The sequence below is a fragment of the Mycolicibacterium tokaiense genome, from assembly GCF_010725885.1.
In the GTDB taxonomy this organism is placed as follows: Bacteria; Actinomycetota; Actinomycetes; order Mycobacteriales; family Mycobacteriaceae; genus Mycobacterium; species Mycobacterium tokaiense.
On the sequence record NZ_AP022600.1, the window covers coordinates 6,278,076 to 6,293,807 of the forward strand.

14 protein-coding genes are annotated in these 15,732 nt (G+C 67.9%); 3 read left to right on the plus strand and 11 right to left on the minus strand.

What is annotated here, in order from left to right:
* Positions 1-39 precede the first annotated feature (39 nt).
* The 6 genes from ettA to G6N58_RS30195 all read right to left on the minus strand — a co-directional run bounded on the left by ettA (position 40) and on the right by G6N58_RS30195 (position 6,870).
* Entirely contained in the window at positions 40-1,713 is a 1,674-nt protein-coding gene (gene ettA / locus G6N58_RS30170) for an energy-dependent translational throttle protein EttA (RefSeq protein ID WP_115280290.1), read from the minus strand.
* A gap of 85 nt (positions 1,714-1,798) precedes the next feature.
* Positions 1,799-2,926, minus strand: a complete 1,128-nt coding sequence (locus G6N58_RS30175) for a zinc-binding dehydrogenase (protein ID WP_232068055.1) — start codon at positions 2,924-2,926, stop codon at positions 1,799-1,801.
* A 29-nt stretch (positions 2,927-2,955) separates the two neighbouring features.
* Complete coding sequence (locus tag G6N58_RS30180; RefSeq protein ID WP_115280289.1) at positions 2,956-4,242, minus strand: MFS transporter; 1,287 nt, start codon at positions 4,240-4,242, stop codon at positions 2,956-2,958.
* Entirely contained in the window at positions 4,239-5,120 is an 882-nt protein-coding gene (locus G6N58_RS30185) for a fumarylacetoacetate hydrolase family protein (protein WP_115280288.1), read from the minus strand. The genes G6N58_RS30180 and G6N58_RS30185 overlap by 4 nt, the downstream gene beginning before the upstream one ends.
* Positions 5,111-5,854 carry a DUF4286 family protein gene (locus tag G6N58_RS30190; protein ID WP_115280287.1) on the minus strand — a complete coding sequence of 248 codons (744 nt, stop codon included), beginning with the start codon at positions 5,852-5,854 and terminating at the stop codon, positions 5,111-5,113. Before G6N58_RS30190 ends, G6N58_RS30185 begins: the two co-directional genes overlap by 10 nt.
* Positions 5,854-6,870, minus strand: a complete 1,017-nt coding sequence (locus tag G6N58_RS30195) for an NAD-dependent epimerase/dehydratase family protein (RefSeq protein WP_115281942.1) — start codon at positions 6,868-6,870, stop codon at positions 5,854-5,856. Before G6N58_RS30195 ends, G6N58_RS30190 begins: the two co-directional genes overlap by 1 nt.
* Before the next feature lie 108 nt (positions 6,871-6,978).
* Between G6N58_RS30195 and G6N58_RS30200 the strand changes: the two genes are divergently transcribed.
* Positions 6,979-8,190, plus strand: a complete 1,212-nt coding sequence (locus tag G6N58_RS30200; RefSeq protein WP_147289408.1) for a PucR family transcriptional regulator — start codon at positions 6,979-6,981, stop codon at positions 8,188-8,190.
* 7 nt (positions 8,191-8,197) lie between these two features.
* Here G6N58_RS30200 and G6N58_RS30205 read toward each other — a convergent pair whose 3' ends face one another.
* Entirely contained in the window at positions 8,198-8,638 is a 441-nt protein-coding gene (locus G6N58_RS30205; protein ID WP_115280285.1) for a single-stranded DNA-binding protein, read from the minus strand.
* A 173-nt stretch (positions 8,639-8,811) separates the two neighbouring features.
* Between G6N58_RS30205 and atzF the strand changes: the two genes are divergently transcribed.
* Complete coding sequence (atzF, locus tag G6N58_RS30210; RefSeq protein WP_115280284.1) at positions 8,812-10,452, plus strand: allophanate hydrolase; 1,641 nt, start codon at positions 8,812-8,814, stop codon at positions 10,450-10,452.
* On the opposite strand, the gene G6N58_RS30215 is transcribed toward atzF, so the two are convergent.
* From G6N58_RS30215 to G6N58_RS30225, 3 genes are all read right to left on the minus strand, one after another.
* Positions 10,449-10,688, minus strand: a complete 240-nt coding sequence (locus G6N58_RS30215; protein ID WP_115280283.1) for a hypothetical protein — start codon at positions 10,686-10,688, stop codon at positions 10,449-10,451. The genes atzF and G6N58_RS30215 overlap by 4 nt on opposite strands.
* 218 nt (positions 10,689-10,906) lie before the next feature.
* Positions 10,907-11,980, minus strand: coding sequence for an NAD(P)H-dependent amine dehydrogenase family protein (locus tag G6N58_RS30220; RefSeq protein ID WP_115280282.1), 1,074 nt, complete (start codon positions 11,978-11,980; stop codon positions 10,907-10,909).
* A complete protein-coding gene (locus G6N58_RS30225; RefSeq protein WP_115280281.1) occupies positions 11,977-13,008 on the minus strand; it encodes an aromatic ring-hydroxylating dioxygenase subunit alpha in 1,032 nt (343 codons plus the stop codon). The genes G6N58_RS30220 and G6N58_RS30225 overlap by 4 nt, the downstream gene beginning before the upstream one ends.
* 142 nt (positions 13,009-13,150) lie before the next feature.
* Between G6N58_RS30225 and G6N58_RS30230 the strand changes: the two genes are divergently transcribed.
* Positions 13,151-13,708 (plus strand): TetR/AcrR family transcriptional regulator, encoded by a 558-nt coding sequence (locus G6N58_RS30230; protein WP_232068178.1) that lies wholly within the window; start codon positions 13,151-13,153, stop codon positions 13,706-13,708.
* Here G6N58_RS30230 and G6N58_RS30235 read toward each other — a convergent pair.
* Positions 13,690-15,717, minus strand: a complete 2,028-nt coding sequence (locus G6N58_RS30235) for a bifunctional copper resistance protein CopD/cytochrome c oxidase assembly protein (protein WP_115280280.1) — start codon at positions 15,715-15,717, stop codon at positions 13,690-13,692. The genes G6N58_RS30230 and G6N58_RS30235 overlap by 19 nt on opposite strands.
* Positions 15,718-15,732 lie beyond the last annotated feature (15 nt).

The window sequence follows — 15,732 nt, forward strand, 5'->3', positions numbered from 1 at the left end:
GACGTCGCTGCGTGGCCCCATTGGCACGCAGCGGCAACACTAGTCGCGTGTCAGCCGTCGGTGGGTAACCCGGTGTGGACGCGCTGCTTCGGCACCGAGTCTTTCGATCTTGTTCTCCTCGTAGCCGCCGAAGTTGCCCTCGAACCAGAACCACTTGGCCTCGTTGTCCTCGTCACCCTCCCAGGCCAGGATGTGGGTGCAGGTGCGGTCGAGGAACCAGCGATCGTGGGAGATCACCACAGCGCAGCCGGGGAAGTTCTCCAGCGCGTTCTCCAGCGAACTCAGCGTCTCGACGTCGAGGTCGTTGGTGGGCTCGTCCAGCAGGATCAGGTTGCCGCCCTCTTTGAGGGTCAGTGCCAGGTTCAGCCGGTTGCGCTCACCACCGGAGAGCACCCCGGCGGGCTTCTGCTGATCCGGGCCCTTGAAGCCGAAGGCGGACACGTAGGCCCTCGACGGCACCTCGTTCTGGCCGACCTCGATGTAGTCCAGGCCGTCGGAGACGACCTCCCAGACGTTCTTGTTGGGATCGATGCGCGAGCGACTCTGGTCGACATAGGACAGCTTGACCGTCTCGCCCACCTTGACGGTGCCGCTGTCCGGTTCCTCGAGGCCGACGATGGTCTTGAACAGCGTGGTCTTGCCGACACCGTTGGGGCCGATGACGCCGACGATGCCGTTGCGGGGCAGCGTGAACGACAGGTCCTTGATCAGGATGCGGCCGTCGAAGCCCTTGTCGAGATGGCTGACCTCGACCACCGTGTTGCCCAGCCGGGGGCCGGTGGGGATCTGGATCTCCTCGAAGTCGAGCTTCCTGGTCTTCTCGGCCTCCGTCACCATCTCTTCGTACCGGGTCAGGCGGGCCTTGTTCTTGGCCTGGCGGGCCTTGGCGCCGGAACGCACCCAGGCCAGCTCCTCCTTGAGGCGCTTCTGCAGCTTCTGGTCCTTCTTGCCCTGCACCGCGAGGCGTTCGGCCTTCTTCTCCAGGTAGGTGGAGTAGTTGCCCTCATAGGGGTAGGCCCGGCCGCGGTCGAGTTCGAGGATCCATTCGGCCACGTTGTCCAGGAAGTACCGGTCGTGGGTGACGGCCAGGATGGCGCCCGGGTAGGAGGCCAGGTGCTGCTCGAGCCACAGCACGCTCTCGGCGTCCAGGTGGTTGGTGGGCTCGTCGAGGAGCAGCAGATCCGGCTTGCTCAGCAGCAGCTTGCACAGCGCGACACGACGCTTCTCACCGCCGGAGAGGTGGGTGACGGGCTCGTCCGGCGGCGGGCAGCGCAGCGCGTCCATGGCCTGCTCCAGCTGGGAGTCGATGTCCCAGGCGTCGGCGGCGTCCAGCTCCTCCTGGAGCTGACCCATCTCTTCCATGAGCTCGTCGGTGTAGTCGGTGGCCATCAGTTCGGCCACCTCGTTGTACCGATTGAGCTTGCCCTTGATCGGCACGCCCTCTTCGACGTTCTCGCGCACCGTCTTGCTCTCGTCGAGCAGCGGTTCCTGCATCAGGATGCCGACCGTGGCGCCGGTGGCCAGGAAGGCGTCACCGTTGTTGGGCTTGTCGGTGCCCGCCATGATCTTCAGGACGCTGGACTTGCCGGCGCCGTTGGGGCCGACGACGCCGATCTTGGCGCCAGGAAGAAAGTTCAGGGTGACGTCATCGAGGATGACCTTGTCGCCGTGGGCCTTGCGGACCTTCTTCATCGTGTAGATGAACTCAGCCATGCTGACGTGGTGCCTTTCTGGTCTGCAGGTGGTGCTCGCCGAACATCCTAGGCCGCTCGATCTGCAGAGATGGACGCCCCGGATGTCAGGTGCTCATGGTCACGACGGCGCGGCCCTGGATCTCCCCTCTGGCCAGCGCGTCGAAGGCATCGCCCGCGGTCTCGAGGGAGTAGGTCCGCGTGACGGTGTCCTGGACCGAGAATACGCCGGTGGCGGCGAGCTCGATGACAGCAGGCAGGTCGTGGCGGGTGCGGCCCCCGAACGAACCCAGGATCCGGTAGCCGCGACGCACCAGCGGAGTGATCTCGATGTTGGCACTCGACTGGCCCGCCGCGATGCCGACCGCCACCATTCGACCGCCGTCGGTCAGCATCCTGACCGCCTGCTCGAAGGTCTGCTGTCGCCCCAGCACCTCGAAGGCGACGTCCACCCCGGCGCCGTCGGTGAGCTCGCGCACCGCGGCCACCGCGTCCCCCGTCGCCGAGTTGACCACGTGGTCAGCGCCCAGTTTCCGTGCCGCATCCAGCTTTTCGTCACTGACATCGACGGCGATGACGGTCTCGGCGCCGGCGGCGCGGGCCAGTTGCACGATGGCCGACCCCACTCCCCCGGTGGCGACCACGGCCACCGTCTCCCCGGCCTGCAACCCGGCGGTCTGGTGCACGGCACCGTAGGCGGTGAAGAAGGCGCAGCCCAGCACGGCGGCCTGGGCCTCCGGGACCTCGCCGCGCAGCGGTGCCAGCGCGTTCACCGGGACCACGCTGTATTCGGCCAGCCCGGCCATCGAGTACATCGCCAGCGGGGTCCCGTCGCTGCGCTGCAGGCGGGTGGTGCCGTCGTAGAGCGCACCCTTGAGCCGGTTCTCGGCGAAGAACGGCAGACACATGTCGTCGCGCCCGCGCAGGCACTGCCGGCATTCACCGCAGGGCATGATGAACGCCCCGACCACCGTCGCTCCGACCTCGACGCCGCGGGCCGGGTCGGTGCCGGGCCCCAGCGCCACCACGGTGCCGGAGATCTCGTGGCCGAGCACCGCCGGCGAGGGGAACGCCACCTCGCCTTTCATCACGTGCAGGTCGGTGTGGCAGACCCCGCACGCGGTCACCTTGACCAGGGCTTCGCCCTGCTTGGGCTGCGGTACCGGGATCTGTTCGGTCTGCAGAGTGGGGCCGTCACCGGTCCAGACCGCTGCGCGCATCGTGTCGGGCGTCATGTCGTCCGTCCCTTCGTTGGGGTGTGGCATCACTGTGCGGTGATGGTGCGGCCGGCGGTGTCGGGTACGAACAGACATCCAATCAAGCCCAGCGCCGCACCGATACCACCCAGGGCCAGTGCGAAGCGCAGATCGCCGCCGGCGAGGGTGAGGGCGAACAGCGGGTACAGGCCCGAACCGAGCCCGCGGGCGACGTAATAGGTGGCGTTGGAGCCCAGTGCACGGAAGCGGGTGGGGTAGAACTCCGAGATCCAGGTCCCCAGCACGCCGAAGCCGGCGTAGCCGATCGCGGTGCCGGCCAGTGCGATGACGCCGACGGTCACCGACCCGTTGCTGCCCAGGGCGAAGGCACCGAAGCCGGCCACGCCGACCAGGCAGGCGTACATGGTGGAGCGGCGCCGACCCACCCGGTCGGAGAGGGCGCCGAACACGATGTAGCTGCCGATCCCCAGCAGCGTGCCGATGGTCAGCACCACCGTCGACACGCCCAGCGAGAGCCCCAGGGTCTGACGCAGGAAGGTCGGCGCGAACGTGATGTAGGAGTAGCTGGCGGCGAACACGCCGGTGGTGCAGATGGTGAGGAACACCGCACCCCAGGCCAGCCGCTTGCCGCGGAGGTCATCGGTCTCCGCGGTGGGGCCCGGATCGACGCCGTGCCCGTGGGGCATCGTGCGGCTGGCCTGCCACAGCTTGGATTCCGGGAGCCAGAAGTACGCGGCGACGGCGATGGCCAGACAGCCCACGCCGATCACGGCGAACCCGATGCGCCAGCCCGCGTCGGAGCCCAGGGTGGAGATGGTGGTGAACAGGATGATCTGCGTGAGCAGCTGGCCCGCGATGAACATGGCCTGCAGCACCGAGCCCATGAAGCCACGCTTACGGGACTTCCAGCTCTCGGCGAACATGGCGAACAGCACCCCGAATGCTCCGCCCATGGCCACGCCCGCGATCACCCGGGTGACCACGAAGGTGTCGAAATCCGACAGCGTGCTGCCGATGATCGCCGCGATCGAGTAACTCGCCGTGAACAGGATGTAGGACGGTTTGCGCCCGAATCTGTCAGCGATCCAGCCGAACAGGAAGCCGCCCACGATCGACGCGAGACTCTGGGCAGTGATCGCCGCCACCACCTGCTGGTTGGTGACACCGAACGACTGGGCCAGGTCCGACATGGGGAAGCTCAGCAGGTTGAGCTCCATGCTCTCGATGAGCGCGCCCACCACCGCGAAGATCAGCACGAATCGGCGCTCGCGCGGGGTGTACGCCGTTGCCGCGGTCAGCTGTGACACTCGGCCGGCATCAACGGAATTGGTCATGAGGCACCTTTGCCAGAAAGCGAATGTGGTTGATTCAGGTGTTCCGGGACGTACATGTCGTGGCGCATCGACCCGATGCCTTCGATGGTGGTGACGATGGTGTCGCCGTCGACGAGATAGCTCGGGGGTGTGCGCCCCAGGCCCACGCCCTCCGGGGTGCCGGTGAAGATGAGGTCACCGGGCAGCAGCGTGACGATGCTCGAGAGGTAGGCGATGAGCTCCGGCACGCTGAACACCAGGTCGGAGGTGCGGGAGTCCTGGACCGTGACGCCGTTGAGGTCGGTGCTGACCCGCAGATCGTCGGGGTCGGCGAACTCCTCGATGGTGACCAGCGCGGGGCCGATGGGCGCGAACCCGGGGAAGGACTTGCCCATGCTGAATTGCGGCGGGCTGCCCGCGGTCTGCACGGTGCGGTCCGAAAGATCCTGTCCCACAGTCAGTCCCGCAACATGGTCCCATGCCTGGGTGACGTCGACCCGGTGGGCGGGGGTGCCGATGACGGCGACCAGTTCCACCTCCCAGTCCACCGTGTCACCGGTGAGGGCGATCCGCCCGGACGGACCGGTGACCGCGCTCTGGAATTTGGTGAAGACCATCGGCTGCTCGGGAATCGGCAGGTTGGATTCGTGTGCGTGGCGGACGTAGTTCAACCCGATGGCGAAGATCTGCCGAGGGCGGGGCACCGGCGCGCCGAGGTCGGCGTCGTCGAAGGGCCGTGCCTGCCCCTGTGCGCCGCGGGCCCACTGCAGAAAGGCCGGCCAGTCGTCGAACGCCGACTGCGGATCGGGGCCGAACCGGCCCCCGCTGGCGGTGTGGACATCGAGTGCGCCCCCGTCACACAACAGGACGAGACGGTCATCGAGATTGGCTATCCGCATGCGGGCTCCTGGTCGGGTGAGGTCGAACGCAGTTCGTAGATGAGGGTGAAGACGCGATGCGGCGCCACCGGCCGGATCACGACGCCGGCCTGGGCCGAGCGTGCCACCAGCTCGTCGGCCACCAGGGCTGCGTCGGCACCAGTGTGCAACTCGGCGAGGATCACGCTGGCGGCGGCCCGCTGCTGGTCCGAAGATCGCCCCTCGGCGGTGGCGTTTTTCGCATCGCTGACCGCGAGGTCCGGCTCGTACAGTGATGCCGCCACCAGGTGGTGCTCGGTGATCAGCGATCCGAAGACGTCGCCGCCGAGCTTATCGCGCAGACGGTCGGGATCGACGTCGGACTCGATCTCCAGCGCGACCACCCGACCGGCGGAACCGTGCCCGCGGGCCACGGTGACCCGGCAGGCCGCCCGGCGGAATTCCGCGAACAGCGGCACCACCTCGAGCGTGAGGTCGGTCGGATTGTCCAGGCGCCGCAGATATTCCGGGGAGGCCAGGACACTGACGTCGGTGGTTTCGTACAGGGTGAGGAAGTCGCAGCTCTTGTTGTCGGCCTGGTCGGTGGCACTGAAGCGGCGGGCGCGCAGGAACCCCGGGGTGGACACCCGCTCCGGCAGGTGCTGGTAGTTGTACCAGTCCTCGTAGATCGGCAGGTTCTCCCGGGCCACCGTGATCCAGTTGATCATGGCGCCGGCACCGACCACCGATTCGAAGACCGGCCTGGTCAGTGTCATCAGAACGCGCCCTGACGCTGCTGGAACTTGGTGGGTTTGCCGATCAGCGGCTTGGCCGCGTCCACCCATTCGGCCACGGTGTCGATCATCTGCGGGACTGTGGTTGTGGGGTAACCGAATTCGGACTGCAGCGCCGATCCGTCCATGACGTAGGCGGTTCCGCTCTCCTGGCCGTCGAAGATGGGGGCACGTCCGAACCGCTCGCCGAATCGTTCGGCCAGCCAGCGGATGGAGACGATCTCCGGGCCGGTGATGTTCAGCGCCCGCGGCGGGCTGGTCGCCAAAGTGACCGAGCGCAGGGCGTATTCGGCGACATCGCGCTGCCAGATGACGCTGGCGTGTCCCATCTCCAGGGGGATGGGGGTGCCGTCGTGGACCGCCTGCGCAATCTCCTGCAGCACGCCGTAGCGGGTCTCGATGGAGTATCCGAGCCGGAACAGCAGCACCGGCGTGCCGTGCTTGCGGGAGAAGTGCTCGAACATCCGCTCCCTGCCGACGCAGGAGGCGGCGTACTCGCCGACGGGGCCGGACGGGTCGGATTCGCGGGAGCCGCCGGTGGCGACGTCGGCCAGCGGATAGGTGACCAGGGTGGAGAACACCACGATGCGTGACGCGCGGAACCGCTGCGCCACCCGCCCCGGCAGGTAGGAGTTCATCATCCAGGTGAAGTGCTCGTTGCCGACGGTGCCGAACTTGTTGCCGGCCATGTAGATGACGTTCGCGGCGTCGGGGATGGCGTCGAGTTCGAGGTCGTCGGTCAGGTCGGCCGTGACGGCGGTGACGCCCGCACGCTCCAGCGAGGCCTTGGCCGCCGGGTCGGAGAAGCGGGCCACGCCGTAGACCAACTTGTCGACGCCGGCGGCCTCGACGGCGCGCTGCGCCATGATCGCCACGCTCGGACCGACCTTGCCGCCGACCCCCAGCACCGTGATGTCACCATCCAGGGTCGCGATCTCCTCGATCAGCGCCTGCGACGGTGTGGTGAGTTCGCGTTCGATCTCGTCGATGACCGTCATCGTCACGGTTCCTCCTGAAGTTCGCGTGGTCGTGTCCCCCATCACAGTGCTCTGTGAGAACTACTAAGTCGACCCGGATTTTCCCAACGTTTTTTGTAGTCTGTTGTGATGGTTTCACAGCATCTCCCGGATTATGCGCCCGACTTGGTGGAGCTGACGCAGCGGGCGGCGGAGCTGATGTGGCACATCTACCCCGGGTACTCCGAGGACCGCTTCGGCCACGACGAATTGATGCCCTCGGTGCGAGCGAACCTCGACCTCGCGGTGGCAGTGGTGCGCCGCAACCGCGAGCCCACCGCCGCCGAATTGGCCCCGGCGCGGGCGCTGGGCACCCGGCGCGCCAGCCAGTCGGTGCCCCTGGAGTCGGTGATCCAGGCCTACCGTTCGACCGAACGGGTGATCCTGCTCGACCTGGTGGCCGACTCCCGGGCCTGGCCGCAGCAGCAGGCCAACCGCCGGGCCGACCTGGTGATCACCACCTTCGATCTGCTCACCGACGAGATGATCAACGCCTACCGCGATACGTCGTCGGCCATCGAGGCCACCCGCAGGCGAACCGAGAACGAGCTGGTCAATGCACTGGCGAGCGGGCACCCGGTGACTTCGGCCGAGCTGCAGCAGTGGGCGCACACCCTGCAGATCGACGCAGCCGTGAATTGGTTCGCCTTTGCCCTGTTGGGCGGCAGCCAGGCCGATCCGCTGGATCTGCAGCGTCTGCGACGCCGACTGGCCGCCCAACTGCAGCCGCACACCACCCACATCGTCTTCGGCGACGTCGGCGAGGCGACCGTCGCTCTGGCCGCCCTGCGTTCAGCGGGCACCGAACCGCGCGCCATCCTCTCCCAGGCCTTGCCGAACCTCAGCAGCACCACTGTGATCTATTGCGGCATCGGACAATTCAGCGACAACCTGGCCGCTGCGGGGGAATCCTGCCGCCAGTCCTTGGAGGCGGTACGCGCTGCAGCTGCCGGCACCGCCGCATCCGGCGCCACCATCGTCGACTACCGGGAGGCACTGCTGGAGATCCTGCTCAGCAGTCGCCCCGCGGTCGCCGACACCCTGGTGACGACCCGTCTGCGGCCACTGTCGGACCACCCGCACCTGGCGCAGACGATGGAAGCGCTGTTGGCCAACGACCTGTCGCAGTCCCGGGTGGCACGTGAGCTGTTCGTGCACGTGAACACCGTCAATCACCGCGTCAAACGCATCCGTGAGATCACCGGCCTGGACCTGACCCGGTTCCCCGATGCGATGGAGGCGGCGTTGGCGCTGCGGTGGCACAGGCTCACCGAGCAGGGCCGCACGGCCACCGCCCGGTGAGCATCCGTCAGGCCGACAGCGGCAGCGGCGCTTCCTCGCCGTCGTCGTCCGCTTCCTCCGCCGCAACCTCCTGGGCCGGCGTTCCCTGCGGCTGATTGATGCGCTCGAGCTTCACCAGATACCAGGCCAGGTCCGGCCCCACTGCGGTGGCGCGCAGCTCGGCCGAGGAGCGCTTGTTGCCGTCGCGGTCCTCGTACTCACTGGTGTAGACGTACCCGGAGGCGATCACCGCGTCGCCCTTGGCCAGGCTGCCGCTGACACCGGCAGCCAACCTGCCCCAGCAGTTGACGGTGAGATAGAGCGAGTTGCCCGGCTCCCACACACCGTCAGCGGTGCGACGGCGCGAGTTGCTTGCCAGCCGAAATTTGACCAACTCCTGATCGCCCACGCGGCGGCGAACCGGGTCGGTGACGATCCTGCCGGTCACGGTCAGAGGTGTCTCGAACATCGTGGTGTCCCTTCATTCGGTGCATCGATGCGCCCCGAGCGGTGGCGCTGACCTCACCGTCGACCCCCATACCGACACCGCAACGACGCCACGGGCGGTTGCCCGTGTTACCTGTGGATGAAGTCCTGACTGTGGAGTCGCACAAATACCTGTCGAGCGCTAGGTTTACCGGCATGTCATCCCACAGCGCTGTATGGATCACGCGTCGGGACCCCGCCGAGGTCGAATCCGCCCTGCTCACCAGCCGTGCCGAGGGCGGCGCGCTGGCCGGACTCCGGGTGGCGGTCAAGGACAACGTCGACGTCGCCGGGCTGCCCACCACCGCGGGATGTCCCGAATTCGCCTACCAGCCGTGCGCTGACGCCCCGGTGGTGGCAGGCCTGCGCTCCGCCGGCGCGGTGGTGGTCGGCAAGACCAACCTGGATCAGTTCGCCACCGGCCTGGTCGGCACCCGCTCCCCCTACGGCGCCGTGCCCGACAGCCGCAGGCCCGAGTACGTCAGTGGCGGTTCGAGTTCGGGCTCTGCGGTGGCGGTGGCCCTCGGCGAGGCCGACATTGCCATCGGCACCGATACCGCGGGGTCCGGGCGCATCCCGGCGGCATTCCAGGGGCTGGTGGGCATCAAGCCCACCTACGGCGTGCTCAGCACCCAGGGCATCGTGCCGGCTTGCGAGTCCTACGACTGCCCGACGATCTTCGCCCGCGACCTCGACACCGCCAACCGGGCGATGGCCGCCATGGCCGGCGGAGCTCCCCATCGCAGCTGGCCCGCCGATGTGCGGCTGGCCGCGCCCGAACATCCGGTGGTTGCCGTCCCCGATGAGCTGCCCGAGCTGGACGCCTCCTGGCGCAGCGCCTTCCAGGACGCAGTGCAGCATCTGGAGGCCGCGGGCGCACAGATCGTCACCGTCCAGATCGCTCCGTTCCTGGCTGCGGCCAAGCTGCTCTACGATGGCGCGCTGGTCAGCGAAAGATACGCCGCGGTGGGCGAGTTCATCGATGCGCATCCGGATGCCGCGGTGGATCCGACTGTCGGTGGCATCATCACCGCTGCGCGCGACATCCCGGCGCACCGCCTGATCCGCGACCGGGGCGAGCTCGAACGGTTGCGCGCGGTGGCCATGGCGCAACTCGACGGTGCGGACGCCCTGCTGGTGCCCACCGCGCCCAACCATCCCCGCATCGACGAGGTGGCCGCCGACCCGGTGGGCGTCAACTCCCGGCTGGGCACCTACACCAACTTCTGCAACCTCTTCGACATGTGCGCTGTGGCAGTGCCTTTCGGCATGGCCGGCGACGCGCAGTTCGGGGTGTCGGTGCTGGCGCGCACCTTCGAGGACGCCGTGGCCTTCGACATCGCCGCCATGATCACCGGAGACGATGTGCCGCAGGACATCTGGCCCACCGGCCCGGCCGGCAGCCTGGAGCTGGTGGTGTTCGGGGCGCACCTGCGCGGCGGGGTCCTGGTGCATCAGCTGACCGATCTCGGCGCCCGGTGGGCCGGTGAGCTGACCACCGCGCCGCGCTACCGGATGACCGCCATGCAGACCACGCCGCCCAAGCCGGCCATCGTGCGGGTTCCCGACGACGTCGCCGGGACGGCGATCCTGGGACACCGGTGGTTGCTCTCCCCCGCGGCGCTGGGCACCTTCCTGACCGCCCTGCCCGCGCCGATGCAGCTGGGCAAGGTCGAGTTCGACGACGGCACGTGGCGGACCGCGTTCGGGTGCGACGGATACGCTGCCGCCGCAGGCAAGGACATCAGCTCGTTCGGGAGTTGGCCCGCCGCCATCGCCGCGGGCGCATTGAGTTAAAAGCCGGGCGGTCGGTTGCGTTCGGCGACCCGGGCGTCGCCCCGCGCGCGCTCTGCTGCGATGCGGTAGGCGCGGTCCGACGCCAAGAAGGTGACGGCGAACTCCGCGATCGCCGACAGACGTTGCGCCTCCGCGGCCGCGCACACGCGACCCCAGCCCACGGCGGCGTCGACGCAGGCGGCCGCGTCACCGCTACCGCGTAACCGTGTGATCTGCGTCGGCAGGACATCGAACATGCCACCGACACTACAAGCGGCCACCGACAAAAAACATTGCCCGACAACCACTTCGATTGTCGCTCGAATGTCGCTCCAAGGCGGGCACTTCCGCATATGGGTACGAACCTGGATGTACTCGGCCGTGACGTTGGTAGCGGGCGTGTTGGCGTGATCTTCAGGAGAACCTCCGGGTGGCGGGTGGCGTGCCCACGGGCGTAGCGAGGACGTCCGTGAACCTAGATCTTGAACCGCCCCGCGAACCCCCGCAACGGCAGGTCGGCGCTGGTGAGCAGGCCCGGCGGCGCCGCCACCACGGAGCTGATGGCGTGCAGCGCGGGCATGCCGGTGACCGTCATGCCGATGGAGGCAAAGTTGGCCGGCTCGGAGAGATCGACGCCCGGCTTCGGGAAGATCATGTGCTTGTTGTAAATGCAGGGGTCACCCTTGATCTGGGTGATGTAGCAGCCCTTGATGTCCCAGCTGGGATCGGTGTGCGGTGTCATCTGCCACTCCAGGTGCGTCTCCACCCGCGCCACCCCGTCGACCATGCCCTGGTATTTGATGTAGTTGCCGCCCAGTGAGCCCTTGGGCAGGACGTACCAGCCCAAGTCGACGTCCTTGGTGCACGCGCCCAGTTCGTAGGAGAACGTCACCTCGTCGAGCTCCAGCCCGAAACAATCGGCCATCATCAGCACGCTGTCGGCGAATACCCGGGTGTACTTCTCCAGCTTGTCCGGAATCGACGGATCATCAACGGGAAGACCGTATCCCACCTCGATCCAGGTCTCCTTGGAATGGTGGCACGACACGTCCACAGACTCGATGGTGGTGACGTTCTCGATCTCGGCGACGTCAGCCGAGCACACCACGCCCAGGATCTGGTTCACCCCGGGGTTCATCCCGGTGCCGTAGAACGTCGACCCGCCCTTCGCACACGCCTCCGCGAGCAACTCCGACACCAGCTTGCCCGAGGGGTGGGGGTGGTTGTGATCACGATGCCAGCCGGTGATCCAGTCGGCGGTGGTGACGATGTTGATACCGGCTTCGAGAACCTTCACGTAGAGGTCCTCGTCCGGGAACACGCCGTGGAAGGTCAGGACGTCCGGCCGCGCGGCGATGATGTCCTCGACGGTGCCGGTGGCGATCACGCCGTTAGGAGCGATACCCGCCAGCTCACCGGCGTCGCGTCCGATCTTCTCTGGTGAATAACAGTGCACGCCAACCAGTTCCAGGTCGGGCTCGAGGGCGATCCGCTTGATCATCTCCGAGCCGACGTTGCCGGTCGCCACCTGGAACACTCGTATTGTCATCGCAACGCCTCCCTGGTCTTCGCGTGTAGGTCGGCAGCGGAACCACCGAGTCCGTCGGGGTAGAACTGCATCGCCCAGGTGCGGATGGCGGTGAAGCCCCGTAACTCCGAGCTCGACAGCGCGGGCGGATCGGAGTACCGCTGGTGCGACCAGATGTGAACGTCCTGGGCGAACTGCCGGATCACCTCGTCGCCGAATTCCCGCGCCTTCGCCTCGTGCCGCGGCTGGTCCTTGCCGGGGGTGCGGCCGATGTAGACGGTAAAGCGTACGTCGGAGGTGGTGTCGTCAACGGGTGTCACCGCCGATATGGTGCGGTTGTCCACCATCCCCCAGCTCTTGGTGACCGCCACCCCCAGCCCGCCGTTGATGGCCTCGACCCCGCTGCGGACGTCGTCGATGGACTGAAACTCATCACCTTCGAAGGTGATTGTGAAATCCACGTAGGACACCGGTCCGGCGAAATCGTGCCGGGTGAACACAGGCACGATGGGCGTCTGGTGCACGTACTTGAAGTGGGCGAAGTCCACACCGTTCTCCAGGACGTACTGCGGATGCAGCTCCAGCGCTTGGCGATACAGCCGCTGCTGCGGGTAGTAGTCGGCCGCGGTGGCACCGTCACCGAAGTCGGCGAAGATGTCCGGCGCATCGAAGAACGGGACACGCCCCTCGGTGTCATGCCACATGTAGATCGAGCCGTTGCGTTCGGCCACCGGGTACGTGGCCATCCGCCGGCCGCGATTGGGCCTGTCCTCGTAGGGAATACAGACGTTGCGGCCCTCGGCGTTCCATTGCCACCCGTGGAACGGGCACTGGATGACCTCGCCCTCGACGTGCCCGCCGAAACCCAGGTGCGCGCCAAGGTGTTCACAGTAGGCGGCCATGACGGTCACGCGTCCGGACTGTGCGCGCCAGGCGATGAGTTCCTCACCGAAGTACTTCATGGGCAGGACGTCACCGACGGCCAGCTCGTCGGACCAGGCGACCTGGAACCACCCGGTGGGCTTCATCGACAGCGGCGGTTTCGCCATGCTCCGGAATAGTAGTGTCCACTGCCATAGATTGATAGAGGGCACTGTGAAAAGTTCGGTGTCCAGTACCATCAACCGGGTGGCGGCAGCGGGCACGCAGGGCAGACGGAGCAACCGGCGTGGCCAGGCGACCCGAGAGAACATGCTGGACGCCGCAATTCGCTCACTGGCCTCCGGCGACCCGGGGTCGGTGTCGGCCGCCCGGATCGCCAAGGAAATCGGCGCCACCTGGGGTGCGGTGAAGTACCAGTTCGGCGATGTCGACGGTTTCTGGGCCGCGGTACTGCACCACACGGCGCAACGGCGCGGCGAGCTGCCCGCGCCCTCGGATGACGTCACTGCACTGCACCAGCGGGTGGCCGCGATCATCGACCTGCTCTTCGACGGGCTGCTGTCAGCACATTCGCGGGCCATCGAGAACCTGCGGGCCGCGTTGCCCAGCGACCCCACGGAACTCGAGCGGCTCTACCCACAGACCGCCGCGGAGTTCGTCTCCTGGGGGCACGCGTGGAATGCCGCCTGCCAGAAGGCTTTCGCCGACCTGGGGGTTGACCCGCAGCGGATCCGCGAGGTGGCCGCGTTCATTCCCGGCGCCATGAGGGGGCTGGCCTCGGAACGTCAGCTCGGCAGCTTCAACGACCACGACCTGGCGCGGCGCGGTCTGACCAACGCCATCGTGGCCTACCTGGATCCGTCCTGACGCTGCGCGTTCTGTTCCTGGCGGGCGAGCACCGCGAGCATGTTGTTGTAGGCCGCCAGGTCGGCGTCGTCGTCGCGATCGGCCGCGCGGTCCACCCGTTTGGCGGTGCGACGGTCGCTGCGGGTCCACTGGATGAGCAGCGCCAGCATCACCACCACCAGCGGCACTTCACCCGCCGACCAGGCGATGCCGCCGCCCAGCTTCTGATCGGCCAGCAGATCGGCATTCCAGGGCAACCCCAGGGACCGGTAGAACGGCTCGGCGATCACAGAGTTCATCCCCATCAGCACCACACCGAAGAAGGCATGCAGGGGCAATGAGCCGAACACCATGGCCAGCTTGCCCAGGTGCGGCATGGGCCGCGGTGTCGGGTCGATCCCGATGACCACCCAGTAGAAGACGTAGCCGGACAACAGGAAATGCACGTTCATCGCGACGTGCCCGGCGTGGCTGCCCGCTGCGGCGTCAAAGATCCCACCGAAATACAGTCCGTAGAAGCCGCCGACGAACAGTGCGGTGGCCACGAACGGGTTGGTGATCAATCGGGAGAACCGGCTGTGCAGGGCGGCCAGCAGCCACTCGCGCGGCCCCGGCGGCTGCCCCTTGCCCGCCGTCGGCAACGCCCGCAGCGCCAGGGTCACCGGCGCGCCGAGCACCAGGAGGATCGGCACCAGCATCGACAGCAGCATGTGTGCGGACATGTGCACGCTGAACATCGCCGGCATGTAGCGACCCACGCCCGAGGAGGTGGCGATCAGCAGCGTCAGACAGCCCAGCAGGAACCCGACTGTGCGGCCCACCGGCCAGGCGTCGCCGCGGCGGCGCAGCCGGCGCACCCCGGCCAGATACACCAGGGCCAACACGATCGCGGCCGTACCGAGCAGCAGATCGAAGCGCCAGTCGAACAGCAACCGCGCCACCGTCGGCGGGCCGGCGAGGTTGTAGCCCAGCTCCACCTCGGTGGTCGTCGGGTTCAGCACGCGCGGTGGCGGAGGCGGGGTGCGCCCCAGCGCCACGGCCACCCCGAAGGTGAGCCCGAAGATGGCCGCCTCGGTCAGGGCCAGGCGGATCAACGGTTGCCGCGCCGTCGGGTCGGCTGCCAGGGCAGCCACCCCGGTCCGGCGCTGCCGCCAGCCCAGCACCCCCAGGGCCACCAGCGCCGCCAGCTTGACCAGGATCAGCAGCCCGTACCGGGTGTCGAAGAGGTCACCGGGGAACATCCGCACCAGTGCGTTGATGACACCCGAGATGCCCATGGCCACGAAGCACCACAGCGCCACCGCCGAGAACCGCCGGGCCGCCACATCGGCGTGGCCGCCGCCGCGCAGCGCGTGCGCCAACAGCGCCAGCAGGCCCCCGGCCCACAGCGACGCGGCCACCAGGTGGATCAACAAGCTGTTGGTGGCCACGTCGTGGGAGCCACCGGAGGAAGAGTGCCCGGTCAGCCCGAGCGGAATCAGGGTGGCCAGCGCGGCCGCAGTCAACACCGGCGTCCAGGACCAGCGCAGCACCGGGATGCTGGCCAACGTCACCGCCGCCGCCAGGATGGCCGTCCAGCGCCAGGCCCCGGCCGTCTCCACCAGGTCGGCCAGCCCCCACATGGTGACCGGGTTGAGGTGGTCACGCAGCGGCTGCCCCGACACGTCGGAGATGGTCAGTGGGACCAGCAGCGCCGCGCACACCGTCCACACCCCGGCGGCCACGCTGCCGGTCCGCAGCGCGCGATAGCCGGAGGCGTCGAGCACCCCGGACGTCTGGGGCGGCACGAAGAACGCGGCGAACAGGAAGGAGCCGATGGCGATGACGGCGGCGACCTCACCGACCGCCCGCACGAACGGCAGCCCCAGCGTGGTGACGGGCCCGGGGTCGGGCAGGCCGGTGGCGGTCAGGGCTTCGGTCAGCGACAGCGCTGCCAGTCCGGCCGCTGTAGCGCCCGCGAGCAGCGCCACCCCGACCAGGATCGGCCACACCGACGACCGGGTGGCTGTGCTGGAAACAGGTGCGCTCACCTGTCCAGGGTAGCG